The organism is Curtobacterium sp. PhB142, from assembly GCF_004341255.1.
GTDB lineage: Bacteria > Actinomycetota > Actinomycetes > Actinomycetales > Microbacteriaceae > Curtobacterium.
In genome coordinates this window covers 500,825-526,674 of sequence record NZ_SLUT01000001.1, presented here as the reverse complement: position 1 = coordinate 526,674, position 25,850 = coordinate 500,825, and the positions used below count along the sequence as shown (strand labels likewise).

At 67.3% G+C, this 25,850-nt stretch carries 26 protein-coding genes and 2 tRNA genes; 16 read left to right on the top strand and 12 right to left on the bottom strand.

Going from position 1 to position 25,850, the window contains the following annotated elements; translation table 11 throughout:
* Positions 1 to 28: 28 nt before the first annotated feature.
* From EDF31_RS02570 to EDF31_RS02560, 3 genes are all read left to right on the top strand, one after another.
* On the top strand, positions 29 to 991 hold the full coding sequence (locus EDF31_RS02570; RefSeq protein ID WP_123937115.1) for a D-alanine--D-alanine ligase: 963 nt from the start codon (positions 29 to 31) through the stop codon (positions 989 to 991).
* Between the two features lie 150 nt (positions 992 to 1,141).
* Entirely contained in the window at positions 1,142 to 1,780 is a 639-nt protein-coding gene (locus EDF31_RS02565; protein ID WP_131845079.1) for an ATP-dependent Clp protease proteolytic subunit, read from the top strand.
* A complete protein-coding gene (locus tag EDF31_RS02560; protein WP_131845078.1) occupies positions 1,777 to 2,364 on the top strand; it encodes an ATP-dependent Clp protease proteolytic subunit in 588 nt (195 codons plus the stop codon). Before EDF31_RS02565 ends, EDF31_RS02560 begins: the two co-directional genes overlap by 4 nt.
* Positions 2,365 to 2,388: 24 nt before the next feature.
* Here EDF31_RS02560 and EDF31_RS02555 read toward each other — a convergent pair whose 3' ends face one another.
* The 9 genes from EDF31_RS02555 to rpmH all read right to left on the bottom strand — a co-directional run bounded on the left by EDF31_RS02555 (position 2,389) and on the right by rpmH (position 7,884).
* Positions 2,389 to 2,697, bottom strand: a complete 309-nt coding sequence (locus EDF31_RS02555; protein ID WP_131845077.1) for a helix-turn-helix transcriptional regulator — start codon at positions 2,695 to 2,697, stop codon at positions 2,389 to 2,391.
* 179 nt (positions 2,698 to 2,876) lie between these two features.
* Entirely contained in the window at positions 2,877 to 3,842 is a 966-nt protein-coding gene (locus EDF31_RS02550; protein WP_123292944.1) for a ParB/RepB/Spo0J family partition protein, read from the bottom strand.
* Between the two features lie 5 nt (positions 3,843 to 3,847).
* Positions 3,848 to 4,735, bottom strand: a complete 888-nt coding sequence (locus EDF31_RS02545) for a ParA family protein (protein WP_131845076.1) — start codon at positions 4,733 to 4,735, stop codon at positions 3,848 to 3,850.
* An 81-nt stretch (positions 4,736 to 4,816) separates the two neighbouring features.
* Complete coding sequence (gene rsmG / locus EDF31_RS02540) at positions 4,817 to 5,497, bottom strand: 16S rRNA (guanine(527)-N(7))-methyltransferase RsmG (RefSeq protein WP_131845075.1); 681 nt, start codon at positions 5,495 to 5,497, stop codon at positions 4,817 to 4,819.
* Positions 5,494 to 5,994 (bottom strand): R3H domain-containing nucleic acid-binding protein, encoded by a 501-nt coding sequence (locus tag EDF31_RS02535; RefSeq protein WP_111083678.1) that lies wholly within the window; start codon positions 5,992 to 5,994, stop codon positions 5,494 to 5,496. The genes rsmG and EDF31_RS02535 overlap by 4 nt, the downstream gene beginning before the upstream one ends.
* Entirely contained in the window at positions 5,995 to 6,963 is a 969-nt protein-coding gene (gene yidC / locus EDF31_RS02530) for a membrane protein insertase YidC (RefSeq protein WP_131845074.1), read from the bottom strand.
* An 8-nt stretch (positions 6,964 to 6,971) separates the two neighbouring features.
* Positions 6,972 to 7,352: a membrane protein insertion efficiency factor YidD gene (yidD, locus tag EDF31_RS02525; RefSeq protein ID WP_165901008.1), complete on the bottom strand. Its 381-nt coding sequence runs from the start codon at positions 7,350 to 7,352 to the stop codon at positions 6,972 to 6,974.
* Entirely contained in the window at positions 7,349 to 7,699 is a 351-nt protein-coding gene (gene rnpA, locus EDF31_RS02520) for a ribonuclease P protein component (protein WP_131845073.1), read from the bottom strand. Before rnpA ends, yidD begins: the two co-directional genes overlap by 4 nt.
* Positions 7,700 to 7,746: 47 nt before the next feature.
* The gene (gene rpmH / locus EDF31_RS02515) at positions 7,747 to 7,884 is read right to left on the bottom strand and encodes a 50S ribosomal protein L34 (protein ID WP_022889115.1); all 138 of its coding nucleotides are present in this window, start codon (positions 7,882 to 7,884) and stop codon (positions 7,747 to 7,749) included.
* Positions 7,885 to 8,401: 517 nt separating this feature from the next.
* On the opposite strand from rpmH, the gene dnaA reads away from it, so the two are divergent.
* The 10 genes from dnaA to EDF31_RS02465 all read left to right on the top strand — a co-directional run bounded on the left by dnaA (position 8,402) and on the right by EDF31_RS02465 (position 19,707).
* Complete coding sequence (dnaA, locus tag EDF31_RS02510) at positions 8,402 to 9,856, top strand: chromosomal replication initiator protein DnaA (RefSeq protein WP_111083682.1); 1,455 nt, start codon at positions 8,402 to 8,404, stop codon at positions 9,854 to 9,856.
* Positions 9,857 to 10,263: 407 nt separating this feature from the next.
* Positions 10,264 to 11,409 (top strand): DNA polymerase III subunit beta, encoded by a 1,146-nt coding sequence (gene dnaN / locus EDF31_RS02505; RefSeq protein ID WP_111083683.1) that lies wholly within the window; start codon positions 10,264 to 10,266, stop codon positions 11,407 to 11,409.
* 70 nt (positions 11,410 to 11,479) lie between these two features.
* The gene (gene gnd / locus EDF31_RS02500) at positions 11,480 to 12,367 is read left to right on the top strand and encodes a phosphogluconate dehydrogenase (NAD(+)-dependent, decarboxylating) (RefSeq protein ID WP_131845072.1); all 888 of its coding nucleotides are present in this window, start codon (positions 11,480 to 11,482) and stop codon (positions 12,365 to 12,367) included.
* Positions 12,368 to 12,398: 31 nt separating this feature from the next.
* Complete coding sequence (recF, locus tag EDF31_RS02495; RefSeq protein WP_131845071.1) at positions 12,399 to 13,598, top strand: DNA replication/repair protein RecF; 1,200 nt, start codon at positions 12,399 to 12,401, stop codon at positions 13,596 to 13,598.
* Positions 13,598 to 14,098, top strand: a complete 501-nt coding sequence (locus EDF31_RS02490) for a DciA family protein (RefSeq protein WP_131845070.1) — start codon at positions 13,598 to 13,600, stop codon at positions 14,096 to 14,098. Before recF ends, EDF31_RS02490 begins: the two co-directional genes overlap by 1 nt.
* 133 nt (positions 14,099 to 14,231) lie before the next feature.
* Positions 14,232 to 16,235 (top strand): DNA topoisomerase (ATP-hydrolyzing) subunit B, encoded by a 2,004-nt coding sequence (gene gyrB / locus EDF31_RS02485; protein ID WP_131845069.1) that lies wholly within the window; start codon positions 14,232 to 14,234, stop codon positions 16,233 to 16,235.
* A 134-nt stretch (positions 16,236 to 16,369) separates the two neighbouring features.
* Positions 16,370 to 19,027, top strand: a complete 2,658-nt coding sequence (gene gyrA / locus EDF31_RS02480) for a DNA gyrase subunit A (RefSeq protein ID WP_243649811.1) — start codon at positions 16,370 to 16,372, stop codon at positions 19,025 to 19,027.
* Positions 19,020 to 19,427, top strand: coding sequence for a DUF3566 domain-containing protein (locus EDF31_RS02475; RefSeq protein ID WP_027466922.1), 408 nt, complete (start codon positions 19,020 to 19,022; stop codon positions 19,425 to 19,427). The genes gyrA and EDF31_RS02475 overlap by 8 nt, the downstream gene beginning before the upstream one ends.
* A gap of 75 nt (positions 19,428 to 19,502) precedes the next feature.
* Positions 19,503 to 19,579: transfer RNA gene (locus EDF31_RS02470), tRNA-Ile, on the top strand.
* Positions 19,580 to 19,634: 55 nt separating this feature from the next.
* Positions 19,635 to 19,707, top strand: a tRNA-Ala gene (locus EDF31_RS02465).
* 415 nt (positions 19,708 to 20,122) lie between these two features.
* Here the strand turns inward: EDF31_RS02465 and EDF31_RS02460 are convergent.
* A complete protein-coding gene (locus EDF31_RS02460; protein WP_111083687.1) occupies positions 20,123 to 20,698 on the bottom strand; it encodes a hypothetical protein in 576 nt (191 codons plus the stop codon).
* Between the two features lie 116 nt (positions 20,699 to 20,814).
* Between EDF31_RS02460 and EDF31_RS02455 the strand changes: the two genes are divergently transcribed.
* Positions 20,815 to 21,354: a peptidylprolyl isomerase gene (locus tag EDF31_RS02455; protein ID WP_111083688.1), complete on the top strand. Its 540-nt coding sequence runs from the start codon at positions 20,815 to 20,817 to the stop codon at positions 21,352 to 21,354.
* A 7-nt stretch (positions 21,355 to 21,361) separates the two neighbouring features.
* A complete protein-coding gene (locus EDF31_RS02450) occupies positions 21,362 to 22,216 on the top strand; it encodes a rhomboid family intramembrane serine protease (protein ID WP_131845068.1) in 855 nt (284 codons plus the stop codon).
* A 513-nt stretch (positions 22,217 to 22,729) separates the two neighbouring features.
* On the opposite strand, the gene EDF31_RS02445 is transcribed toward EDF31_RS02450, so the two are convergent.
* On the bottom strand, positions 22,730 to 22,984 hold the full coding sequence (locus tag EDF31_RS02445; protein WP_123292935.1) for a cell division protein CrgA: 255 nt from the start codon (positions 22,982 to 22,984) through the stop codon (positions 22,730 to 22,732).
* An 81-nt stretch (positions 22,985 to 23,065) separates the two neighbouring features.
* Between EDF31_RS02445 and EDF31_RS02440 the strand changes: the two genes are divergently transcribed.
* Positions 23,066 to 23,710, top strand: a complete 645-nt coding sequence (locus EDF31_RS02440; protein ID WP_131845067.1) for a gamma-glutamyl-gamma-aminobutyrate hydrolase family protein — start codon at positions 23,066 to 23,068, stop codon at positions 23,708 to 23,710.
* Between the two features lie 212 nt (positions 23,711 to 23,922).
* Here EDF31_RS02440 and pknB read toward each other — a convergent pair whose 3' ends face one another.
* Complete coding sequence (gene pknB, locus EDF31_RS02435) at positions 23,923 to 25,743, bottom strand: Stk1 family PASTA domain-containing Ser/Thr kinase (RefSeq protein ID WP_131845192.1); 1,821 nt, start codon at positions 25,741 to 25,743, stop codon at positions 23,923 to 23,925.
* Positions 25,744 to 25,850: the final 107 nt, after the last annotated feature.

The following is a 25,850-nucleotide window of genomic DNA, read 5'->3' as shown; positions in this document are numbered from 1 at the left end:
CACCGTCGTTCCACACCGGAGGACCCCCATGGCTGAGCTCACTCGTCGTCACGTCGTCGTCGTCGCCGGAGGGATCTCGCACGAGCGTGACGTCTCCCTGCGCTCCGGTCGGCGCGTCGCCGACTCGCTGACCGGGTACGGCTGGCAGGTTGATCTCCGCGACGCCGACGCGCTGCTGCTGCCGGCTCTCGCCGAGTCCCGCCCGGACGTCGTGTGGCCGGCTCTGCACGGCGCCTCCGGTGAAGACGGGGCCCTGCGGGGCATCCTGGAGGCGGTGGACATCCCGTTCGTCGGCTCACGTTCCACGTCGGCCCGGTTGGCATGGGACAAGCCGACGGCGTCAGCGCTGGTCGCGCGGGCGGGCGTCCGCACCCCTCGATCCGTCACGCTGTCCCACGACGTGTTCCGCGAGCTCGGCGCCGTCGGGGTGCTCAAGGCCATCGCGGGGGAGCACCCGGTCCCGCTCGCCGTGAAGCCGGCGCGTGGCGGCAGCGCTCAGGGAGTGACCCTCGTCGACGACGTGAACGACCTGCCGCGCGCCATGGTCACGGCCTACACGTACTGCGACGACGTCGTGGTCGAGCAGCTCATCCGCGGCACCGAGGTCGCGGTCGGCATCATCGACACGGGCGACGGGCCGGTGGCGCTCTCCGCGGTGGAGATCGTTCCGCGGAACGGCATCTACGGCTTCGAGGCGCGGTACAACGCGGGGGAGACGACGTTCTACACCCCCGCCCGACTGTCTGACGAGTTCGCGACCGCTGCAGCCGACGCCGCTGTCGCGGCGCACACAGCCCTCGGCCTCCGCCACCTGTCCCGTGTGGACCTCATCATCGACGGCGCCGGAACGCCGTGGTTCCTCGAAGCCAACGTGCTCCCGGGTCTGACCGAGACATCCCTGCTGCCGCAGGCTCTCTCCGCATCGGGGTTCGATCTCGGGTGGACGTACGCCGAGCTCGCCGAGCAGGCGATCCGCGACCACCACGCCTGATCTGCAAGCTCGACGTTCCACGTGGAACATCGGAGTGCGTGAGGGTCGATGTTCCACGTGGAACGTCGCAATCGTGGTTCGCTGCTGAGAGCTGATCCGCTATGAGCAGCAACGGGTGCCCCAGGTCATCTGCGGGCGCACGGTGGACGCATGACCGATTCACCACCCCCCGCAGCCTTCACGACCGAGTACCGGCGAGCCCTTCTCGACCAACGCGTGCTCGTACTCGACGGCGCCCTCGACGACGACAACGGCACGGTCTTGATGACGCAGTTGGTACAGCTCGCGACGGCGGACCCCTGGAACGACATCGCGCTCTGGATCCATTCGCCCGGAGGCTCGGTCCCGGCGATGCTCGCACTCCGGGACCTCATGCGGGTGATCCCCAACGACGTCAGCACGCTCGCACTCGGGATCGCCTGCAGCGCGGGGCAGTTCCTGCTGTCCTCGGGTACTCCTGGCAAGCGACGAGTGCTACCGCACAGCCGGATCCTGATGCACCAGGGATCCGCAGGGATCGGGGGGAGCGCGGTGGACGTGGCTCTACAGGCAGACCACCTCCGTGACACCCGCGACACCGTGCTCGGACTCATCGCAGCGGACACCGGACAGACGGTCGACCGCATCTTCGAGGACTCGCTGCACGACCACTGGTACTCCGCGCGGGAGGCCCTCGACTACGGGTTCGTCGACCTGATCGTCGACGACTTCTCGGTGATCCGGCCCCAGCAGCCGCGTTCCACGATGACAGGCTTCGGCGGGCCTGCGGCAGGGGAGGGAGACCGATGAGCACGTACACGATCCCGAACGTCATCGCGCGTGACGCTCGCGGCGACCGAGTCTTGGACGTCTACTCGCACCTCCTCACCGAGCGGATCATCTACATCGGGACCGCGATCGATGCTGGCGTGGCCAATGCCCTCATCGCGCAACTCCTCTTCCTCGAGTCGGACAACCCGGACTCGGACGTGCAGCTCTACGTCAACTGCGACGGCGGCGACCCGAGTGCCATGCTCGCCGTCTACGACACAATGCGGTTCATCCGCCCCGCCGTCGCGACCACCTGTATTGGGCAGGCAATCGGTGTCGGAGCCGTCCTGCTTGCCGCGGGCGCCGACGGAAAGCGATCGGCACTGCCACACGCTCGGGTGGTGCTCCACCAGCCCGCGGCCCAGGGACAGGGGGCCATTCCCGAGCTCATCCTGCAGGCGGACGAGGTCGTCCGGATCCGGGCCGAGATCGAGTACCTGCTCGCCGAGCACAGCAGCCAGAGTATCGACCGACTCCGAGCCGACACGGACCACGATCGCGTCTTCACGGCCCAACAGGCCCGACAGTACGGTCTCGTGGACCACGTGATCACTCGACGCTGACGGACGGCGCTGACCGTTGACGCTTCACGCAGCGAGGACGAACGCGCTCCGCACTTGTTCGCCACCAGTACCTGCGGAACGTGCTCGCTCGCGGAGCTGTTCTGCCGCCGCCGCCGTCAAGTCCAGCAAGGAGCTCTCGAGTGCGCCGGCCACTGCTGCCAGCATCTCGCTCGAGGGCTCCTTCCGCCCCCGTTCCATCTCCGACAGGTACTGCGGCGACACCCCTGCGCGACGAGCGACGTCCTGCAGGGTGTCCCCGCGGACGCGGCGACGAGCGCGGAGTTCTTGACCGACGACATAACGCCAGAGCGGCTCGGGATTGCGGGATCTCATGATGCGAGCCTGGCAGTGTTCCACGTGAAACGTACGCGCTCCCCGTTCGCTGCTCGTGAACTCGAACCAGCGGAACGGCTCCGCGCCCCGTACCGCGCCGAACGACCCCTCACCGCTCAAGGCACCCGCACCAGGCATGCGAGGCCCGCTACGGGGCGCTCAGCGCCGTTGACGAGCCGTCAGGACGAGACGTCGCTGATCCCCAGCTCCGACAGGATGCGATTGAGGTCGTCACCGTTCGCGAAATCGATCGTCACGGAGCTCTTCCGGGCACCGACGGCGATCTTGACCCGTGTGTTCAGCCGGTCACCGATGCGCTCAGCAAGGTCGTTGAAGTGCGCCTGGTTCTTGGAGGGCTGCGGCGTGGTCTTCGGAGGGGTCTTCGTCGCCAACTGCTGTGCGATCGCTTCGGCAGCGCGCACCGAAAGGTCCTCGTTGACGATCTTCTCGGCGAGGTACTCCATCGCCTCCGCATCCGGGGCAGCAAGGATCGCGCGGGCGTGACCGGCCGACAGCACGCCGGCAGCGACCCGACGCTGCACGGGGGAGGGGAGCCGCAGCAGACGGATGGTGTTGGTGATCTGCGGACGCGAGCGGCCGATGCGCTGGCCGAGCTGTTCCTGCGTGATCCCGAAGTCCGCCAGGAGCTGCTGGTACGCAGAAGCCTCTTCGAGCGGGTTGAGCTGCGCCCGGTGCAGGTTCTCGAGCAGGGCGTCCCGGAGCATCGCGTCGTCTGGCGTCTCCTTGACGATCGCCGGGATGGTCGTGAGCCCGAGTTCCTTGGTGGCGCGGAGGCGCCGCTCACCCATGATCAGTTCGTACTGCGGCTCCGTCCCGGCAGCCCCGGGAATCGGACGGACCACGATGGGCTGCAGCACGCCGATCTCACGGATGGAGTGGACGAGCTCCTGCAACTCTTCTTCGCGGAACTCCTTGCGCGGCTGCTGCCCGTTCGGGATCACGTCCAGCGGGTTGAGGTTCGCGAGTCGGGCCCCCGGAACAGCAACGAGTTCGTCCGCGGTGGGTGCCGACGCCGGCGACCCACCGGTCGGGAAGAACACGTCGACGGGGCGGTCCTGCTGGTCCGTCGCCGTCGGGATAAGCGCGCCGATGCCGCGGCCGAGTCCGGTTCGCTTGGGTGCCATCAGTCTTACGCTCCTCGTGCTGCGATCTCGGCGGCCGCTTCCAAGTAGGAGAGCGACCCGGTGGAGTTCACGTCGTACGCGACGACGCTCTGTCCGTAACTCGGCGCTTCACTCACCCTGACGGATCGGGGGATCATCGCCTTCAAGACCTGGTCACCGAAGTGCTCGCGGACGTCGTTCGCCACCTGGTTCGCCAGGTTGGTCCGACCGTCGTACATGGTGAGCAGGATCGTCGAGACCCGGAGGTTCGGGTTGAGGTGCCGCTCGATGAGCTCGATGTTGCGCAGCAGCTGGCTGAGTCCCTCGAGCGCGTAGTACTCGCACTGGATCGGGATCAGGACTTCCTGGGCCGCCACGAACGCGTTGATCGTGAGGAGACCGAGCGACGGCGGGCAGTCGATGAAGACGTAGTGGTACGGCTCGTCCAGCGACTGGAGGTACAGATCGAGCGCCGTACGGAGGCGCTGTTCTCGAGCGACCAAGGAGACGAGCTCGATCTCAGCGCCCGCGAGGTGGATCGTCGCCGGGACGCACCACAGGGTGTCGGACTCGGGGGAGCGCTGCACAGTGTCGGCCATCGCGGCCTCGTCGACGATGACGTCGTAGATGCTCGCGACTTCAGCCTGGTGGTCGACGCCCAGGGCCGTCGACGCGTTGCCCTGCGGATCGAGGTCGATCACGAGCACCCGTGCGCCACCGTGCGCGAGGCCGGCGGCCAAGTTGACGGTCGTCGTGGTCTTCCCGACGCCACCCTTCTGGTTCGACACGGTGATGATCCGCGTCTTCGGGGGCAACGGGAACTGCTGCGTCGCGATCGCACGACGCCGGCGGTTCAGGTCGGCGATCTCGCGAGCAAGCGGAGTCGACGCGTCGTAATCGGTCGATGAGCTCAACGAGTGCCTCTTCCCCGGTTCGGTGTTTCACGTGAAACGTGGAGCAGCATGGGATCAGTTGTCCCGATCCGAGCCGCAGGGTCAGTCAACTGTAGCCCGGAAGACCCGCGTGGTCTCTGCGACCACACCGTCCCCGAGCTCGAGGACCTCGACGTCCGAGAGGTGCTGGCGAAGGATCACCTTGCGCGCCTTCTCGATCTCGTCGTCGACTCGCGCACCCTTCATCAGGATGAGCTGCCCGCCCGAGCGGACGAGTGGAACCGTCATCGGGATGAGCTTCGACAACGCACTGACGGCACGCGCAGTGACCTGGTCGACCACGATGTCGTCGGAGACGTCCTCGGCGCGGCCGCGGACCACCGTCACGTTCGGCAGGCCGAGCCGGCTCGCCTCACCGGTGAGCCAGTCCACGCGGCGCTCCATCGGCTCGATGAGCGTGAAGTGCACGTCCGGACGGGCGATCGCGAGCACGAGACCGGGCAATCCCGCACCCGAACCGACGTCGGCAACCCGGCCACGGGCCTCCAGGAGGGGCGCCAACAAAGCAGAGTTGAGGATGTGTCGCGTCCAGAGTCGAGGCAGCTCGAGCGGGCCGATCAGGCCCAGCTCCTCGCCCCGGCGAGCCAGCTCGTTCGTGAACGACCGAGCCGTCTCGATCTGATCGCCGAAGAGCGCGGACGCAGCTGCAGGCTCAGCCTCGAGCTCCGGAGCAGCGTCCGAAGGCGCGGGAGCGGTGTCCGCGGACACCGACTCGTCCGTCATCGGGTGACGACCGTGTGGCGGTCCCGACCCTCACCCTCGGACTCCGAGTGGAAGCCCTTCTCAGCGACGAGGTCGTGGACCAGCTTGCGCTCGTACGACGACATCGGGGGGAGTGCTGCGGAGGACGATCCGGCTTCGATGCGCTCGACGGCGGTGTCGACCAGTCGCTGCAGCTCGTCGGCACGAGCGTCACGGGAACCGCCCACGTCCAAGATGAGCCGGCTGAACTCGCCCGTCTCGGCCTGGACGGCGATGCGGGTGAGTTCCTGCAGGGCCGTGACCGTGTCCGGCTTCGAGAGGACGCGGAGCGCCTCGCCGTCGTCGGTGACCGACAGGTAGACGCGACCGGCGCGCTCCTCGATCTCGATGTCCCCGTCGAGGTCGCAGATGTCGAGGAGTTCCTCGATGTAGTCCGCAGCGATGTCAGCCTCGTCACGGGCGTCCTCGTCCGGGACCTCGGTGGTGTCGACGGCTGCGGCGGTGTCCTGCTCGGTCACTTACTTCTTCCCGTTCTTCTTCGAGCGCTGCTTGCCGACCGGCTGCGAACGCTGGGTGGTGACCCGCACGGCCTCGATCTCGGCGGCGCCAGCACCGGCACCGGCCTCGGCGAGGACCGGGTTGGCGATCCCGCGACGCTGGGCCTTCTTGGCCAGACGCGCCTCACGTGCCAGGGCCGCCTCGGAACCGGGCGTCGGCATGCTGCGGATGACGAAGTACTGCTGCGCCATCGTCCAGACGTTCGAGGCGAGCCAGTAGAACATGACGCCGAGGGGGAAGCTCAGACCCGAGATCACGAAGACCAGCGGGAGGATGTACAGCATCATCTTCTGCTGGCGGTACATCGGCGACGCCTTGGTCTCCGGCGACATGTTCTTTGCCACCAGCTGCAGCTGCGTGATGAACTGCGAGGCCGTCATGACGACGATCATGAAGCCGGCGATCGCACGCACTTCCCACCCGGAGGCGTTGGTGAACGTCTCGTGCAGGGGAGCGCCGAACAGGGCCGCGTTGCCGAACGACGCCGCGAGGTCGTTCGTGAGCAGGCCGATGCCCGTCTTGTTGATCTGGGCTTCGTGCAGCACCGAGTACAGCGAGAAGAAGATCGGCATCTGCAGCAGCAGCGGCAGGCAGGAGCTCAGCGGGTTGGTGCCCGTCTCCTTGTACAGGGCCATGGTCTCGCGGCTCATGGCCTCACGCGAGAACTGGTCCTTCTTGCCCTTGTACTTGTCCTGGATCTTCTTCAGCTGCGGCGCGACCTCGAGCATGCGGCGCTGCGACTTGATCTGCCGCACGAAGATCGGGATCAGCGCGGCGCGGACCACGAAGGTCAGGAAGATGATGGAGAGGACCCAGGTGATACCCGCGCCCGGGTCCATGCCGATGCTCTCGAAGATCCAGTGGAAGCCGACGAGGATGGCGGAGACCACCCATTTGAGCGGCCAGAGGACGAATCCGATGATGTCCATGGGGACGGCTACGCCTTTCGAGTGCGCTGGGGGAGCAGGACCGGCCGGGCCGTTCCGACCGCGGGGTGCGGCTGCTGCGGGATCGGCGCGAGGACGAACCCGAACCGGTTGACGACGAACGGGCGACGACGTTCCGTGACGTCGTCGATGCCGCCTGCAGCCCAGGGGTTGCAGCGAGCGATACGCCAGGCGCCCATCGCGGATCCGCGGACGACGCCGTACTGCTGGATCGCTTCGAGGGCGTACCGGGAGCACGACGGGTGGTACCGGCAGACGTTGCCGTACAACGGGGAGATCACTGCACGGTAGGCCCGGAGCACGACGACGCACGCGTTGCGTGGGAGCAACGCGGCGACCCAGGCCAGCCGGGTCCACAGGGTGCGGTTCATGCTGCCTTCTCCACCCCGCGCGCGAAGGAGCGCACGACGTCTTCGAGCAGGGTAGGCCATCCGGCCTGCGATGCGGCTGGCAGTGCGCGCACCACCACGTCGTACCCCACGGGGGAGTCGGCGAGGATGCCGTGCGCGATCGCCTTGAGCCGCCGCCTGATCAGGTTCCGGGTCACGGCGTTGCCCACCGTCTTCGCGACGATGAACCCGAACCGCGACGGTCCGGCAGAGTCCGTCGAGCGACGGACCACGGACACGACGACGTGCGCCGTGGCGCTCTTGCGACCACGACGCACGACGTTCCGGTAGTCGTCCCCGCGGACGATGCGGTTGGCGCTGGCCAACACTGCGATGCCGGGGTCAGACCGAGGACCGGATCAGGCAGTGAGCCTGATCAGGCCGAGAGCTCGGTGCGGCCCTTGGCGCGACGCGCCGACAGGATGGCGCGGCCGGCACGCGTCCGCATGCGGAGGCGGAAGCCGTGCTTCTTGGCGCGGCGACGGTTGTTCGGCTGGAAGGTGCGCTTGCTCATGATCTCTCCACACGGCTGCTCGCGGCGAGCCGTCACGTATGTATGTGTCATCGCTCGGTGTCGAACGACGCAGATGGGCGCGACCAATCGGCCGCAGTCAACTGGTTAACGGTACGTGACAGCAGCGAGCAGGTCAAACGCCGATCGGGCCGGCTTCGGTGCCGGAGGCGTCGAGGACACCGCTGCGGTCCATTCTCCACATTGGGGACAACTTCCGTTCGGTGCCACCCGGCCCGGTCCTTTACAGTGGGGTCATCGATCGGCCCCGCGCCCCGGTACGACAGGGAAGTACTCCTGTCCGACGGATCCGGGCGGTCGTGGACAACACTGTGGACAACCCTGTGGGAACACGCGCGGTACGAGGCGTCGACGAAGCCCCCGAGACCCCGACGAACCGCCGGCGCACGACACGGTCCGCTGAGTGCCACACCCCGCGGCACTCCGGCACGTCCGACCCAGCAGGACGCACCCCGGTCCGGCACCGAACGCACGACACACACCTGGAGACGAGCGCGACATGACGATGCCGGCCGACCCCGTCGAGGACCTCTGGTCATCCGTACTCGGAATCCTCAGCGAAGACCCCCGCATCACGCCGCAGCTCCACGGGTTCCTCAACCTGGTCGAACCGAAGGGCGTCCTCGCCGGCACCCTGTACCTCGAGGTCCCGAACGACCTGACCCGCGGCATGCTCGAGCAGCGGATCCGCATCCCGATCACCGAGGCCGTCGCCCGCATCGGTGACGACTCGGTCGCGAACTTCGCCATCACGGTGAACCCCGACATGGCGTCTGAGCCGCGCGTCGACCCGAACGTGCCGGAATACGCCGAGCCCGTCCAGGAAGCAGTGGAGCAGAGCGCTGCACCCCGCCAGTACATCGAGGCACCCTTCGTGCCGAGCCAGATCGACTCCCCGGGCACGAGCGGCCGGCCGGAGTCGCGGCTGAACCCGAAGTACAACTTCGACAACTTCGTCATCGGCTCGTCGAACCGCTTCGCCCACGCCGCAGCGGTCGCGGTGGCCGAGGCTCCGGCGAAGGCCTACAACCCGCTCTTCATCTACGGCGACTCCGGGCTGGGCAAGACCCACCTGCTCCACGCCATCGGGCACTACGCCGAGAGCCTCTACCCGGGCATCCGCGTCCGGTACGTGTCGAGCGAGGAGTTCACCAACGACTTCATCAACTCGATCGCGAACAACCGCTCGAACCAGTTCCAGCAGCGCTACCGCGACATCGACATCCTGCTGATCGACGACATCCAGTTCCTGCAGGGGAAGGACTCCACGCAGGAGGCCTTCTTCCACACGTTCAACACGCTGCACGACCACAACAAGCAGGTCGTCATCACGTCCGACGTCGCACCGAAGCACCTGACCGGCTTCGAGGACCGCATGCGGTCGCGCTTCGAGTGGGGTCTGATCACGGACGTGCAGGCGCCCGAGCTCGAGACACGCATCGCGATCCTCCGCAAGAAGGCGCAGTCCGACCACCTGCAGGTGCCGGACGACATCCTCGAGTTCATGGCCTCGAAGGTGTCGAGCAACATCCGGGAGCTCGAGGGGACGCTCATCCGCGTCACGGCGTTCGCGAGCCTGAACCGGACGGCCGTCGACATGGCCCTGGTGCAGACCGTCCTCAAGGACCTGATCACCCTCGACGAGGACAACGTCGTCGCGCCGACGGACATCATCAACCACACCGCGGAGTACTTCAAGCTCTCCGTCGACGACCTGTACGGCTCATCCCGTTCGCAGGCGATCGCCACCGCGCGACAGATCGCGATGTACCTGTGCCGCGAGCTCACGAGCTTGTCGCTCCCGAAGATCGGGCAGCTGTTCGGCAACCGCGACCACACCACGGTCATGTACGCGAACAAGAAGATCACCGAGCTCATGAAGGAGCGGCGGTCGATCTACAACCAGGTCACCGAGCTCACGAGCCGCATCAAACAGGACCGCCGCTACCGCTGAGATCGGTACGTCTCCGGGCGCATCCACCATCTGAGACGGTTCCATGGGCCGGAGTTCTCACAGTGTGGATAGCCTGTGGATAACTGTGGAGGACACGCCGCCCGGTTGTTCACAGCGAGGGGGCCTCCTGTGGAAACTGGGGATGGAAGTGGATAGATGAGATTCATTCATCCCGACGTCGCCCACAGCTCGCCCACAAGTCACAACGGTGTAGTTCCCTACGGCCGAGCGGCATGCACAGGGTTATCCACAGTGTGCACAGGCGTTAACACCATTACTCCTGGTTAACGATCCATCTCCTCGGGACAACCTTGTGGACGGCGGGATGACAAGAAATCCGGCCCACGTCCGCCTGTGCCAGAATGGGGCGGCCGGACAGTCCAAGCCGATCGACAGGGGTTCCAGCTGTGAAGTTCGAGGTCAACCGGGACGTCTTCTCCGAAGCCGTCTCCTTCGCGGTGAAACTCCTCCCACAGCGCACGACCCTCCCGATCCTGTCGGGCGTCCTGATCCACGCCGACGGCGATCGTCTGACGCTCTCGTCGTTCGACTACGAGGTCTCGGCGCAGACGTCCATCTCGGCGCAGATCGACGACCCGGGCACGGTCCTGGTCAGCGGTCGCCTGCTGAACGACATCGCGAGCCGACTGCCGAACGCCCCGGTGACCTTCACGACCGAGGACTCCAAGATCTCGGTCTCCTGCGGATCGGCGCACTTCACGCTGCTGTCCATGCCGGTCGAGGAGTACCCGACGCTGCCCGAGATCGGTCCGCAGACCGGTGTCATCCCCGGCGATGCCTTCTCCGAGGCCGTGTCGCAGGTCGCCGTCGCTGCCAGCCGCGACGACGTCACCCCCGTCATCACCGGTGTCCAGCTCGAGGTCGGTGACAACGACCTGTCGCTCATCGCCACGGACCGGTACCGCGTGGCCGTCCGGACCATCGCGTGGGACTCCGGCCGCGTCGGCTCGGACCCGCTGCACGCCCTCGTCCCTGCCCGCACCCTGCAGGAGGTCGGTCGCACCTTCGGGTCGGCGTCCACCGTCTCGGTCTCGATCAGCGGCAACTCGGACCGTGAGCTCATCGCGTTCCACGCCGACGACAAGACCGTCACCTCGCTGCTGATCAAGGGCAACTACCCGCCGGTCCGCCGGCTCTTCCCCGAGAACGTCAACGACCACGCGGTGATCAACACCGCTGAGCTGGTCGAAGCCGTCCGACGGGTCTCACTCGTCCTGGAGCGCGAAGCAGCGCTCCGGTTCTCCTTCACGGTCGACGGGCTCACGCTCGAGGCGATCGGATCCGAACAAGCGCAGGCGTCAGAGTCGATCAGTGCGTTGCTGACCGGAGAGGAAACGGTGGTCTCGCTGAAGCCCGCCTTCCTCCTCGACGGACTGAACGCGGTGCACTCCGAGTTCGTCCGCATCTCCTTCACCAAGACGGAGAACCCCAACAAGCCGGGCCCGGTGCTGATCACCGGCCAGACTTCGCAAGAGGCTGCCGCGACCGATGGATACCGGTACCTGCTGCAGCCCAACCTGCTGCTGCGATAGGCGCAACAGGAACACTGCGCTGACGCACCACCCGCGGACGCAGCGCGACGACGAAACAGAAGAGGAAATCATGCACATCGGTCTTGTCGGCCTTGGTCGCATGGGCAACAACATGCGTGCCCGTCTCCGCAACGCAGGGATCGAGGTCACCGGTTACGACGCGAACCCCGCCGTCTCCGACGTCGCGAGCCTCGCAGACCTGGCGGGCGCCCTGCCCGAGGGTCAGCGACTCGTCTGGGTGATGGTGCCGCACGGCAAGATCACCGACGACGTCATCTCCGAGCTCGCCGGCGTCCTGAACGAGGGCGACCTCGTCATCGACGGTGGCAACTCGAAGTGGCTCGACGACACCACGCACGCCGAGCAACTCGGTGCGCGCGGCATCCGCTACATGGACGCCGGCGTCTCCGGCGGCGTGTGGGGCAAGGACAACGGCTACGGCCTCATGGTCGGCGGTGACGTCAAGGACGTCGAGTTCGCCATGCCGGTCTTCGACGCACTGCGCCCCGAGGGCCCGCGCGAAGAGGGCTTCTCGCACGCCGGTCCGATCGGCGCGGGGCACTACGCCAAGATGGTCCACAACGGCATCGAGTACGCGATCATGCAGGCTTACGGCGAGGGCTACGAGCTCCTCGAGGCCAAGGACCTGATCACCGACGTCCCCGCCGTGTTCGCCGGGTGGCAGCGCGGGACGGTCGTCCGTTCCTGGCTGCTCGACCTCATGGTCCTGGCCCTGAACGAAGACCCGAAGCTCGACGAGCTCGAGGGCTACGTCGAGGACTCGGGCGAGGGCCGCTGGACGCTGGAAGAGGGCATCGAGCTCGCCGTTCCGATGCCGGCGCTGTCGGCGTCGATCTTCGCGCGCTTCGTCTCGCGTCAGGGCAGCGCGTCCCCGACGATGAAGGCCGTCGCGGCGCTCCGCAACCAGTTCGGCGGTCACGCCGTCAAGAAGTCCTAGGACCACCCGGGGAAACCCGGACTCGGCCCGCGTGCACGTCGACCATCTCCAACTCACCGACTTCCGGAACTACCGGGAGGCGGACGTCGACCTCGCACGCGGGCCGAACCTGTTCGTCGGGCGGAACGGACAGGGCAAGACCAACCTGGTCGAGGCGATCGGCTACTTGTCGACGCTCGGTTCCCACCGGGTCCCGACGGATGCCGCGCTCGTCCGCCAGGGTTGCGACGCCGCGATCGTCCGGGCCCGCCTGGCGCACGAGGACCGCAGCATCCTCGCCGAGGTGCAGATCAACCGCACCGGGGCGAACCGTGCGCAGGTGAACCGGTCCGCGATCAAGCCCCGTGAACTCCCGCGCTACTGCACCTCCGTCCTCTTCGCTCCCGAGGACCTCGCCCTGGTCCGTGGCGAACCGGCCGGTCGCCGACGCATGCTCGACGAACTGCTCGGCCAGATCGCACCGCGGATGCAGGGGGTCCTGGCCGACTACGACCGCACGCTCCGCCAGCGGAACACCCTGCTCAAGTCGGCCCGTGCCACCGGCGCCAAGGCCAACGCGCTGTCGACGCTCGACGTCTGGGACGACCGCCTCGTCGGACTCGGTGCCGAGATCGTCGCCGCGCGCGACCACCTGACGCGCCGGCTCGCACCGTTCGTCGCCGAGGCGTACGCCACCGTCGCGGGCGAGGACCACGATGCCTCGATCGCCGGTGTGCTCTCGATCCGTGGCGGTGACCCGGAGGCCGCCGCCGCGACGGACCCGGTCCTCGGCACCCCCGAAGAGCCGGTGAGCGTGACCGCCGCAGCCGAGGCGTTCGCGGCTGCCCTCGAGCGGCGTCGTCGTGACGAACTCGACCGCGGGTTGACCCTGGTCGGGCCCCACCGGGACGACGTCCTGTTCCAGCTCAACGGGTTACCTGCCCGCGGGTACGCCAGTCACGGAGAGTCCTGGTCCTTCGCGCTCGCGATCCAGCTGGCGAGCGCGTCGATCCTGCGGGCGGAGTCGAACCTCGGTGATCCGATCATCATCCTCGACGACGTGTTCGCCGAACTCGACGAATCCCGGCGCGAACGCCTCGGGAACGCCGTGGCCGACTACGAGCAGGTCCTCATCACTGCCGCGGTGTTCGGCGACGTCCCCTCCCAGCTGGCCGCGCACACGGTGCGGATCGAGGCGGGCACGATCGTGACCGACGAGACCGACGCGACCCCGCCGGAAGCCGACGCCTGATGCCCCGCCCGTGGAAGCCGACCGAGCCGTCGCAGCTGTACCGGCACCTCCGGGCCGTCTTCGGCGACCCCTCGAAGCGCGGGGTCGACGCCCGCCGCCGTCGCTCCCGCGAGTTCGACGCCGACACCGTCCCGTACGGCCGCGGCCGTGAGCCCCGAGGGCTCGGTGACGTGGTCGGATCCCTGGCCAACGAGCTCGGGTGGACCGAACCCCTGGCCCGCTCTGAGCTGTTCGTGGACTGGCCGAGCGTCGTCGGTGAGGAACTCGCGAAGCACTCCACGCCGGTCACCATCGACGACGGTGCGCTGGTCATCCGGTGTGACTCGACGGCCTGGGCGACCCAGCTCCGTCTCATGCGTGCCAGCGTCACGACGACCATCGCCGAGCGGCACCCGGAAGCCGGGGTGGAGTCGATCCGGGTTTCGGGGCCGGACGTCCCCACCTGGAAACGCGGCCCCAGGACGGTCCAGGGGCGCGGTCCTCGCGACACCTACGGTTGAGTCGACGAAATCATCCTGTGGTGCCAAAAAAGCCCGCCTGTGGGCCGGATGAGCCCTCGAAAGAGGGGCCTCTGCGGTAGACTGGGAGGTGCAGTGCGCGGGCGTTCCGCGCGCAGGCAGGAGCACGCTCGACATGGCATCAGAATCTGAAGACGACCCGCAGAACCCGCTCGACGCGGAGACCCCGCAGAGCGAACCTTCCTACGGAGCAGACCAGATTCAGGTGCTCGAGGGGCTCGAGGCGGTCCGCAAGCGTCCCGGTATGTACATCGGTTCGACGGGGCCCCGCGGTCTGCACCACCTGGTCCAGGAGATCGTCGACAACTCCGTCGACGAAGCCCTCGCCGGGTACTGCGACACCATCGACGTCACCATCCGTGAAGACGGCGGTGTCCGCGTGGTCGACAACGGCCGTGGCATCCCGGTCGGCATCCACGCGGCCGAGGGCGTCTCGACCGTCCAGGTCGTCCTGACCGTCCTGCACGCCGGCGGCAAGTTCGGCGGCGGCGCGTACGCGGTGTCCGGTGGTCTGCACGGTGTCGGTTCCTCCGTCGTGAACGCGCTGAGCTCCGAGCTCGACGTCGAGGTCCGACAGCAGGGCCACGTCTGGCGCCAGAGCTACACCGACGGCGTCCCGGTCGCACCGCTGACCAAGGACGAACCGTCCGACGAGCACGGCACCACGATCACCTTCTGGCCGAACGCCGAGATCTTCGAGACCGTCGTCTTCGACTACGAGACCCTGCGCACCCGGTTCCAGCAGATGGCCTTCCTCAACAAGGGCCTGCGGATCAACCTGCGCGACGAGCGCACCCCGGAAGACGGGGAAGAGGCGCGGAACGACTCCTTCATGTACGAGCGCGGTCTCGCCGACTACGTCGAGTACATCAACGCGCAGAAGAAGGCCGACCTCGTCCACCCGGACGTCATCGGCTTCGAGTCCGAGGACACCGAGCGCAAGATCGCGCTCGAGGTCGCGATGCAGTGGAACACCTCGTACCAGGAGAGCGTCCACACCTTCGCGAACACGATCAACACGCACGAGGGCGGCACCCACGAAGAGGGCTTCCGCGCGGCGCTGACGTACCTGGTGAACAAGTACGCGCGCGAGACGAAGATCATCAAGGAAAAGGACGACAACCTGACGGGTGACGACATCCGTGAAGGGTTGACGGCCGTCATCTCCGTGAAGCTCGGCGAACCGCAGTTCGAGGGCCAGACGAAGACGAAGCTCGGCAACACCGAGGCGAAGGGCTTCGTGCAGCGCGTCGTCGGCGCCGAGCTCACGCACTGGTTCGAGAGCAACCCGACCCAGGCCCGCGACGTCGTCCGCAAGGCGATCCAGGCGTCGCAGGCTCGACTCGCCGCCCGCAAGGCCCGCGAGACCACGCGTCGCAAGGGGCTGCTCGAGTCGGGTGGCATGCCCGGCAAGCTGAAGGACTGCCAGTCGAAGGACCCGACCCTGTCGGAGATCTTCATGGTCGAGGGCGACTCCGCCGGCGGTTCCGCCGTTCAGGGCCGCAACCCGATGACCCAGGCGATCCTGCCCCTGCGCGGCAAGATCCTGAACGTCGAGAAGGCGCGGCTCGACCGCGCGCTCGCCAACCAGGAGATCCAGTCGATGATCACGGCGTTCGGCGCCGGCATCGGTGAGGACTTCGACCCGGACAAGGCCCGGTACCACAAGATCGTGCTGATGGCCGATGCCGACGTCGACGGCCAGCACATCACCACGTTGCTGCTGACCCTGCTGTTCCGCTACATGCGGCCGCTCATCGAGCGCGGTTACGTGTACCTCGCGCAGCCGCCGCTGTACCGCCTCAAGTGGTCGAACGCCGCACACGAGTACGTGTTCAGCGACCGGGAGCGCGACGCCCTGATGCAGTCGGGCATCGCCGCCGGCAAGCGGATCCCGAAGGACAACGGCATCCAGCGCTACAAGGGCCTCGGCGAGATGGACTACAAGGAGCTCTGGGACACCACGATGAACCCGGACACCCGCACGCTCCTGCAGGTCACGCTCGAGGACGCCGCCGCGGTGGACAGCACCTTCTCGACGCTGATGGGTGAAGACGTCGACGCACGTCGGCAGTTCATCCAGCAGAACGCCAAGGACGTCCGCTTCTTGGACATCTGAACACACTCGACATCTCGACCCTGGCCTGGAGGCGCGGTGCCAGCCGCGTGCTCTGGTCCGGACCACTTGTGGTCGCGTCCACCGCGACGAACGTCACCACGGCCTCCCGGCCGTCAGAAAGGTAACGCAAGCCAATGGCTGACGACAACGAGAACGCCCCCGACGAGCAGCCCGAGATCGTCCACGGCGACAGCGGGGACATCGTCGTCTCCGGTGACCGCATCTCGCAGGTCGACCTGCAGCTCGAGATGCAGCGTTCCTACCTCGACTACGCGATGTCGGTCATCGTCGGCCGCGCGCTGCCCGAGGTCCGCGACGGCCTGAAGCCGGTGCACCGCCGCGTGATCTACGCGATGTTCGACGGCGGCTACCGTCCGGACCGCGCGTTCTCGAAGTGCTCCCGCGTCGTCGGTGACGTCATGGGGCAGTTCCACCCGCACGGTGACTCGGCGATCTACGACGCGCTGGTCCGTCTGGTGCAGCCGTGGTCGCTGCGTTACCCGCTCGCACTCGGCCAGGGCAACTTCGGCTCGCCGGGCAACGACGGCGCAGCAGCCCCGCGGTACACCGAGACCAAGATGGCGCCGCTTGCCATGGAGATGGTCCGGGACATCGACGAGGACACCGTCGACTTCCAGGACAACTACGACGGTCGGACCCAGGAGCCCGCGATCCTGCCGGCACGGTTCCCGAACCTGCTCGTCAACGGCTCCGTCGGCATCGCGGTCGGCATGGCGACGAACATCCCGCCGCACAACCTGCGCGAGGTGGCCGAGGGCGCGAAGTGGGCGCTCGACAACCCCGAGGCGACGCGCGAAGAGCTCCTCGCCGCGCTCATGCAGCGCATCAAGGGGCCGGACTTCCCGACCGGTGCGCAGATCCTGGGCACCAAGGGCATCCAGGACGCCTACCTCACCGGTCGTGGTTCGATCACGATGCGCGCCGTCGTCAACGTCGAGGAGATCCAGGGTCGCACCTGCCTCGTCGTCACCGAGCTGCCGTACCAGGTCAACCCGGACAACCTCGCGATCAAGATCGCCGACCTGGTCAAGGACGGCAAGCTCGCCGGCGTCGCGGACATCCGCGACGAGACCTCTGGTCGCACCGGCCAGCGCCTGGTGATCGTGCTCAAGCGCGACGCCGTCGCCAAGGTCGTGCTGAACAACCTGTACAAGCACACGCAGCTGCAGGAGAACTTCGGCGCGAACATGCTCGCGATCGTCGACGGTGTCCCCCGCACCCTGCCGCTCGACGGGTTCATCTCGGCGTGGGTCGCGCACCAGGTCGACGTCATCGTCCGCCGCACCCAGTTCCGCCTGCGCGAGGCCGAGAAGCGCGCGCACATCCTGCGCGGCTACCTCGCAGCGCTCGACGCCCTCGACGAGGTCATCGCGCTCATCCGTCGGTCGCCCGACGTCGAAGAGGCCCGCTCCGGCCTGATGGACCTGCTGTCCGTCGACGAGATCCAGGCGCGCGCGATCCTCGAGCTGCAGCTCCGTCGACTGGCCGCCCTCGAGCGCCAGAAGATCCACGACGAGGCCGAAGAGCTCGAGCGCAAGATCGCCGACTTCCAGGACATCCTGGCGTCGGAGACCCGGCAGCGCACGATCATCCGCGACGAGCTCGAGGAGATCGTCGACCGCTTCGGCGACGACCGCCGCACCGAGATCATGCTCGGCTACGACGGCGACATGTCGATGGAAGACCTCATCCCCGAAGAGGAGATGGTCGTCACCATCACCCGCGGCGGATACGTCAAGCGCACGCGCAGCGACCAGTACCGCTCGCAGCACCGCGGTGGCCGTGGTGTCCGTGGCGCCCAGCTCCGCGCGGACGACATCGTCGAGCACTTCTTCGTCACGACGACGCACCACTGGCTGCTGTTCCTCACCGACCAGGGCCGGGTCTACCGCGCCAAGGCGTACGAACTGCAGGAAGCGGGCCGCGACGCCAAGGGCCAGCACGTCGCGAACCTGCTCGCGATGCAGCCGGACGAGCAGATCCAGCAGGTGCTCGACATCCGTGACTACGAGGTCGCGCAGTACCTCGTCCTCGCGACCGAGCACGGGCTGGTGAAGAAGACCGCGCTCACCGAGTACGACACCAACCGCACCGGTGGCATCATCGCGATCAACCTGCGCGACGGCGACAAGCTCCGCCAGGCGCTGCTCGTCGACGAGCACGACGACCTGCTGCTCGTCTCACGTCAGGGCATGTCGCTGCGCTTCACCGCGACGAACGACACCCTGCGGCCGATGGGTCGGTCGACCTCCGGCGTGAAGGGCATGTCCTTCCGCGACGGCGACTCGCTCCTGGCCGCACGCGTGGTGTCGGACGACGGCTTCGTCTGGGTGATGACCGAGGGCGGGTACGCCAAGCGCACCGCCGTCGACCAGTACCGCATCCAGGGACGCGGTGGTCTGGGCATCAAGGTGGCGAAGTTGGCGACCGACCGAGGCGACCTTGTGGGTGCTCTCATCGTCGGTGAGGACGACGAAGTGCTCGTCGTGCTGCAATCGGGCAAGGTGGTAAGGTCTGCCGTGGCCGAGGTCCCTGCCAAGGGTCGCGACACCATGGGTGTCGTCTTCGCCAGGTTCGCGGCGAACGACAAGATCATCGCAGTGGCCCAGAACACCGAGCGGAACCTGGTCGACCAGGACGACGCCGAGATCGAGCCAGCGGGCCCGGTGGAGACGGTCAGCCCTTCCGAAGCGGCCCCGGACTCCACTGATCCCATCGACACCGAGCCCGTCGCGGACGAGGCCGGAGAGGACCAGTCAAGCAATGAGTAGTGTCGCCGAGAAGCTCCAGAAGAAGGCGAAGCGACCCGTCGGCACCCGCCAAGTGCGGCTGCGGCTGGTCTACGTCGACTTCTGGTCGATGGTGAAGCTCAGCTTCCTCATCGCCCTGGCCGGCAGCATCGTGATCGTGGTCGCCACGGCGCTGGTGTGGGTCATCCTGAACCAGACGGGCGTGTTCACGCAGGTGGACGCCTTGTTGAAGGACGTCACCGGTCAGAACAGTTACTCGATCATGGACCAGTTCTCACTGGGCCAGGTGCTCGGGTTCTCCATCGTCGTGGGCATCCTCAACGTGGTCGTCGGCACCGTGCTCGGCGCCATCGTGAGCGTCCTCTACAACCTCAGTGTTCGCATCACCGGCGGCTTGCTCGTCGGCTTCACGAACAACTGACACACCCGGGCCGGGTGAGCCGACCGCTCGATTTCGTTCTGCGAGATCCGTGGGGTAGGCTTTCATCCGGTCTGAGGGGCTATAGCTCAGGCGGTTAGAGCGCTTCGCTGATAACGAAGAGGTCCAAGGTTCAAGTCCTTGTAGCCCCACCAGTTCTTCGGAACACACGACAATTCCATCCCGCCGCCGATCACCTCGGTGGCACCCGGGGCCTTAGCTCAGTTGGTAGAGCGCCTGCTTTGCAAGCAGGATGTCGGGAGTTCGATTCTCCCAGGCTCCACTCCCTCTGCACGAGTCCTGCTTCGCTCGTTCCTCGCTCCGCCGTCTTCGGTCGTCGTGCTTGTCTGCGCGCCTTCGGCGACGCGCCGCTCCGCGATGGTTGGGTTCGCCACTCTCCCTGCAGGTTGCTTCTTGTCGAGTGGTCACGACATGCCGCGTGCGGTTTGCCGAGGTGGCTGGAACTGTCGTCTGCGCGTCCGTCGGGCGACAGGATGCGACCTGTCGGTGGCTGCCCCGGGGCGTGTTGCGTGACGGCCCGCCGGACGGGAGGCGCGGTGCCAGGCCGGTGCGGGCCTCCAGGCGGGTGGGTGGGCGCGCTCAGGGCGCGTCACCGCGCGCGGGTGCATGGTCGCCAAGCCCGGGAACGACGAAGGGCCCCGGCGGAGTGCCGGGGCCCTTCGTACGAACCGTGGAGGTCAGGCGGCAGGCTTCTCCGCCGTGTCAGCGTCGTCGGCAACCCACAGGTCGTCGTCGGCGCGGAGCGTCTGGTACGCGGCGTACGCAGCACCAGCAACGGCGACGACGCCGACGATGATGAGTGCGACACCACCGAAGCCGATGCCCTTCTTCTGCTGTGACGGCACGTACTTCACAGCAGCCTTCTTGGCCTTCTTGCCCTTCTTCTGGGCGTTCTTCACGATCTTCTTGACCCGGGGGTCCTTCGCGAGGTCGGTGACGCTCAGCACGGAGCCAGCGGTCGACACCAGTCCGGGGATGACCTCGGACTGGAACTTGTGCGAAGCGTTCTGTGCTGCGGACGTCGCAGCGTGGACCCCGGTCGCGACCGCGGGACGGATCCCGTTGTCGATCGCGTTCTGCACACGAGGGGCGATGTCCTTGCGGGCTGCGTCGGCTGCGTTCGACCGGGCTTCCGCCAGGATCGCGTTCGCGTGCTCGAGGACCTTGCGCTGCTCTCCGAGGAGCGAGGCGGTCTGGCCCTTGAGCTTCTTGATCTGCTTCCGACGCTTGCGCGGGATCTCGATCGTCGTCATCTGGTACCTCCATCGGATCGGCGTGACCCCATCCTGCCACCAGAGTCCCTGACAGGTCACGGAGCCTCACCTGTGGGTCCGGTCCGTACGCAGCCGGTACATGCGAGAATCGGAACATGTCTCTGCACACCGCTGTCGCAACGATCCACACCAACAAGGGCGACATCCGCGTCAACCTGTTCGGCAACCACGCACCGAAGACCGTCAAGAACTTCGTCGACCTCGCCACGGGAAAGCAGGAGTGGACCCACCCGGGTACGGGCAAGGTCTCCACCGACAAGCTCTACGACGGCGTCGTCTTCCACCGCATCATCAAGGACTTCATGATCCAGGGCGGTGACCCGCTCGGCCAGGGCATCGGCGGTCCGGGCTACCGCTTCGACGACGAGATCTCCCCCGAGCTCACGTTCCAGAACCCCTACATCTTCGCCATGGCCAACGCCGGCATCCAGGGCGGCCGTGGCACCAACGGCTCGCAGTTCTTCATCACCACGGTGGCGACGCCGTGGCTGCAGGGCAAGCACACCATCTTCGGTGAGGTCGCCGACGACGAGTCGCGTGCCGTGGTCGACGCCATCGAGGGTGTTCCCACCGACGGCCGTGACAAGCCCGTCGAGGACGTGGTCATCCAGAGCATCGACGTCGAAGGCGTCTGATCCTCACGTGACCGACCAGGCGTACAACCCGAACAACACCTGCTACCGGCATCCGGACCGGCAGAGCTTCGTGCTCTGCCAGCGCTGTGGGCGGACGATCTGCCCGGAGTGCCAGACGCCGGCGGCAGTCGGGGTGCACTGCCCGGAGTGCGTGCGTGAACAGCGCGCACAGTTCGCAGCGAACCGTCGCGCGTCCGGAGCCCCCAGTGGGCTGACGGTCGCGCGACGGCGCTTCGCGATGCTCGACCAGAAGGCGACGGTCGTCATCGTGGCGATCACGGTCGCCATCTGGCTGCTGGACCAGGTCAGTGGTGGCTTCTTCACCAGTCTGCTCGCCTACAACTCGCTGCTGCTACCCACGCAACCGTGGCGAGTCGTGACCGTGCTCTTCGTCCACTCGGGCATCCTCCACATCGTGTTCAACATGTGGGCACTGTGGATCTTCGGCCGGATGCTCGAGAACATGCTCGGTGCCTGGCGATTCGTGGCGCTGTACTTCATCACGGGGGTCTTCGGTTCGATGCTCGTCACGTTCCTCGCTCCCGGTACCTGGGTGGTCGGGGCGTCCGGTGCGATCTTCGGGCTCTTCGCGGCGTTCTTCGTGCTGCAGCGGAGCCTCGGGCAGAACGCAGTGCAGCTCCTCGTGATCATGGGCCTCAACCTGGTCGTCGGGTTCCTCCCGGGGACGAACATCTCGTGGCAGGCGCACGTCGGTGGCATCATCGGCGGCTTCCTGGTGGGTTTCGTGTTCGCCAAGACCCGGAACATCCGGCAGCGGCCCCTGCAGATCGGCCTGCTCGTCGCCACCGCCTTGGTGGGCATCGTCCTCACCGCAGTCGGGTACGCGGTCACCATCGGCTGACCCGACCCGGACACACGTCCACCGAACGCCCCGTCGCATCAGCGGCGGGGCGTTCGTCGTTCCGAGACATCCGTGCGCCCAGCCCGTCGTGCGGCCACTCTCCCGCGGAAGCGACAGTCTGTCGCCGACCTTTCGGCGACATCTGACGCTTTCGCAGGCGGAACGGCGCAGCCAGCCGCGCATTCGTCGCTCCCGCGACTGGACGGCGGACGGGAGGCACGGTGCCAGGCCGCCACGGGCCTCCAGTCCGCCGTCCACAAGGCGTCCGCAGAGTTATCCACAGGTGTGGAGAAACCGGTGAGTTACACGCGTGTGATTATCCCCATTGTGGACTCAGCTGTGGATAACTCCGGGGTCGGGGTGTGGATGACGATGTGGAGAGTGTGGAGAAGTGTGGAGAACCGCCCGGATCCTCGATGATCCGGGGATCAGCGGCAGCAAGTCCTGTGGAGAACGACAACGCCCGCCGCACCAACTGGTGCGACGGGCGTCGGAGTGTCTCGAGGCTGCGGATCAGCGCCAGCGGGTGGTCATGAGGAAGCCGATGAACATGATGCCGAAGCCGACCAGGATGTTCCACGAGCCGAGGCTCGGCACCGGCAGGGTCGCGTTCGAGATGTAGAAGACGATCACCCAGACGAGGCCGATGAGCATGAAGCCGAACATGACCGGCTTGAACCACACCGGGTTCGGGGCGTCCCCCGCGGTGTCGACCGAGTCGGCTCGGGTCCTCCGGGCGGGCTTGGTGCGGTCCTTGTCACTGGCCATGGCCGGTATCCTACCGTGACCACGTGTGTGGATCGGCCCGCAGACCGCTGCACACATCCCCCACGAGTACGGTGAACCGCCATGACCAGGATCCTCGTCGTCGACAACTACGACAGCTTCGTCTACACGCTGAACGGGTACGTCCAGCAGCTCGGAGCCGAGACGGACGTGGTGCGCAACGACGCCTTCCCCGAGTCGGAGATCGCGGACCGCATCGCCGACTACGACGGCATCCTGCTCTCGCCCGGCCCGGGGACCCCGGCAGACGCCGGCGTCTCGATCCCAACGGTGCACGCGGCGATCGCGTCCGGCACCCCGCTGCTCGGGGTCTGCCTCGGCCACCAGGCGATCGCAGAAGCCCTCGGCGCCACGGTCACGCACGCCGACGAACTCATGCACGGCAAGACCTCGCAGGTCGACCACGACGACAGCACGCTCTTCGCCGGAGTGCCGCACCCCTTCACGGCAACGCGGTACCACTCCCTCGCGATCGTCAACGGCACGGTGCCCGACGAACTCACCGTCACGGCCCGGACCGGCGGCGGCGTCATCATGGGTGTCCAGCACCGCGACCACCCGCTGTACGGGGTGCAGTTCCACCCCGAGTCGGTCCTGACCGAGGGTGGCTACCGCATGGTCGGCAACTGGCTCGAGACCACCGGTCTCTCCGGGGCCGCCGAGCGCGCCGACGGGCTCGGCCCGCTCATCGCGACGCACCGCGGCTGACTCGTCAGAGCGCACGCGACGGCGTCGCGTGTCGACGCGCATGGAGCAGTGGACGCGACGACCTGACGGGCCCGCGGACGCGTGGCGGGGGTGCGCCGGGCCTCCTGGCCGTCAGCGTGCCGACGGGAGGCCCGTCACCGGTCCGTCACGCCGCACGCGTGTGCGTGTGGTCGGCGCGACGGCCGCGGTGGCGTCGTTCCTGATCGGGACGATCAGCGACCGTCGCCGTTGTCGCCGCCGGTGTCCCCGTTGTCTCCACCGGTGTCCCCGTTGTCGCCCTTGTCGTTCCCGTTGTCGGACGACGGGGCGTGGGTCGGCTGGCTCGACGCGGCGCAGTAGGTCAGGGCGACGGCACTGCCCTGGGCGACATCGCCCTGCGGGGTGTCCTGCTGCGTCACGAGCCCACCCGTGCACGAGTACGACGGCGACGGCGTCACGGTGAGGCCGAGCTGCTCGAGCGACGCCTTCGCCTCGGAGAACTGCTGGTTCGTGACGTTCGGCAGCTGCACCTTGCCGTTGGACACCGTGAGGTTGATCACGATGCCCTTGGTGTGGAGCGAACCGGACTCGGGGTCGGAACTCATCACGGTGCCCTCCGGCACGTCGGACGAGTAGTCGGAACTGATCGCGCCGACGCGGAAGCCTGCATCGTCCAGTGCCTGCTGTGCCGCTGCCTGGGACTGCCCGTTGAGCTCGGGGACCGGGACCCGCTCGGGGCCGAGGGAGACGACCACGTTGACGCTGGACTTCCGGCCCACGTTGATGCCGGAGCCCGGGTCGGTGCGGATGACCGTGCCCTTGTCGACCGAGTCGGAGTTCTCCTCGACCTTGACCGCCGTCAGGTCCTTCTTCTCGAGGGCGGTGGACGCGGCGCTGAAGGTCGACCCGGTGACGTTCGGCACGCTCACGGACGACGACACCGGCGGTTTGCCCGGCTGCAGGTTCGCGACGAAGAACACGACCCCGACGATGACCGCGACCGTCAGCAGGATGCCGACCCAGATCCACGCCACCGGCGGACGGTTCTGCGTGCGCTGCGGGCGGTGCTCAGCGGTGTCGTCGTCGAGCTCACGGAACGCCGCGGCGGGGTTCGACGTGGTGCGCGGGTCGACCCCGAACAGCACCGTCGAGGCGTCGTTCGCCGCGTTCTGCTGGATCTTCTTGGTGGATGCCGGAACCCGGCCCGCAGCGGCCTGCTGCAGGTCCGAACGGAACTCGGCGGCGTTCTGGAAGCGGCGCGTGCGGTCCTTGACCAGGGCGTGCAGGGTCACGGCGTCGAGTGCCGGAGACACCTCTGGTGTGATCGACGACGGGGCGACGGGCTGCTCGCTGACGTGCTGGTAGGCCACCGCCACCGGGGTGTCGCCGAGGAAGGGCGCACGGCCGGTGAGCAGCTCGAACAGCACGACACCGGTGGAGTAGATGTCCGTACGGGCGTCGACGGTCTCGCCTCGGGCCTGCTCCGGCGAGAAGTACGACGCAGTGCCGAGGATCGACGTGGTCTGCGCGACCGTGGCGGAGGTGTCGGTGATGGCTCGGGCGATGCCGAAGTCCATGACCTTGACCTGGCCGCTGTGCGTGACCATGACGTTGGCGGGCTTGATGTCGCGGTGCACGACGCCGGCACGGTGGGAGTACTCGAGCGCGGTGAGGATGCCCTCGGTGATGCGGACGGCCTCGGCCGGAGCGACGGCGCCCTCGGCGATGATGTCGGAGAGCGGGCGGCCCTCGACGTACTCCATCACGATGAAGGGGACCTGCACCTCGGCGCCCGAGGTCTCGGTCACGGTCTCTTCGCCGGCGTCGTACACGCGGACGACCGTGGGGTGCGCCATACGTGCGGCGGCCTGTGCTTCCTGCCGGAACCGGGTGCGGAACGCCGGGTCGTTGGCCAGGCTCGGCTTCAGGAGCTTCACCGCGACCTTGCGACCGAGACGGGTGTCGTTGCCGAGGTGCACGGTTGCCATGCCGCCTCGGCCGATGACATCACCGATCTCGTAACGGTTGGCGAGGAGGGTGATCCCCGCGGTCACACCTTCTGGCACGTACTCCTCCGTCTGTCCGTCCGGGCTAGTGTACGGCAGCACCACCTGGTGAGACGCTGGTCAGGGAGGGGTCGACCGAACCGTTACCGAACGGT

Coding starts and splice junctions, on each gene's coding strand:
- gyrB (WP_131845069.1), top strand. CDS start 14,232: ATGGCATCAGAATCTGAAGACGACCCGCAGAACCCGCTCGACGCGGAG.
- rpmH (WP_022889115.1), bottom strand. CDS start 7,884: ATGAGCAAGCGCACCTTCCAGCCGAACAACCGTCGCCGCGCCAAGAAG.
- gyrA (WP_243649811.1), top strand. CDS start 16,370: ATGGCTGACGACAACGAGAACGCCCCCGACGAGCAGCCCGAGATCGTC.
- EDF31_RS02565 (WP_131845079.1), top strand. CDS start 1,142: ATGACCGATTCACCACCCCCCGCAGCCTTCACGACCGAGTACCGGCGA.
- EDF31_RS02490 (WP_131845070.1), top strand. CDS start 13,598: ATGCCCCGCCCGTGGAAGCCGACCGAGCCGTCGCAGCTGTACCGGCAC.
- EDF31_RS02455 (WP_111083688.1), top strand. CDS start 20,815: ATGTCTCTGCACACCGCTGTCGCAACGATCCACACCAACAAGGGCGAC.
- yidD (WP_165901008.1), bottom strand. CDS start 7,352: ATGAACCGCACCCTGTGGACCCGGCTGGCCTGGGTCGCCGCGTTGCTC.
- rsmG (WP_131845075.1), bottom strand. CDS start 5,497: ATGACGGACGAGTCGGTGTCCGCGGACACCGCTCCCGCGCCTTCGGAC.
- EDF31_RS02550 (WP_123292944.1), bottom strand. CDS start 3,842: ATGGCACCCAAGCGAACCGGACTCGGCCGCGGCATCGGCGCGCTTATC.
- EDF31_RS02555 (WP_131845077.1), bottom strand. CDS start 2,697: ATGAGATCCCGCAATCCCGAGCCGCTCTGGCGTTATGTCGTCGGTCAA.
- EDF31_RS02440 (WP_131845067.1), top strand. CDS start 23,066: ATGACCAGGATCCTCGTCGTCGACAACTACGACAGCTTCGTCTACACG.
- EDF31_RS02570 (WP_123937115.1), top strand. CDS start 29: ATGGCTGAGCTCACTCGTCGTCACGTCGTCGTCGTCGCCGGAGGGATC.
- EDF31_RS02475 (WP_027466922.1), top strand. CDS start 19,020: ATGAGTAGTGTCGCCGAGAAGCTCCAGAAGAAGGCGAAGCGACCCGTC.
- gnd (WP_131845072.1), top strand. CDS start 11,480: ATGCACATCGGTCTTGTCGGCCTTGGTCGCATGGGCAACAACATGCGT.
- EDF31_RS02560 (WP_131845078.1), top strand. CDS start 1,777: ATGAGCACGTACACGATCCCGAACGTCATCGCGCGTGACGCTCGCGGC.
- dnaA (WP_111083682.1), top strand. CDS start 8,402: ATGACGATGCCGGCCGACCCCGTCGAGGACCTCTGGTCATCCGTACTC.
- EDF31_RS02445 (WP_123292935.1), bottom strand. CDS start 22,984: ATGGCCAGTGACAAGGACCGCACCAAGCCCGCCCGGAGGACCCGAGCC.
- EDF31_RS02460 (WP_111083687.1), bottom strand. CDS start 20,698: ATGACGACGATCGAGATCCCGCGCAAGCGTCGGAAGCAGATCAAGAAG.
- yidC (WP_131845074.1), bottom strand. CDS start 6,963: ATGGACATCATCGGATTCGTCCTCTGGCCGCTCAAATGGGTGGTCTCC.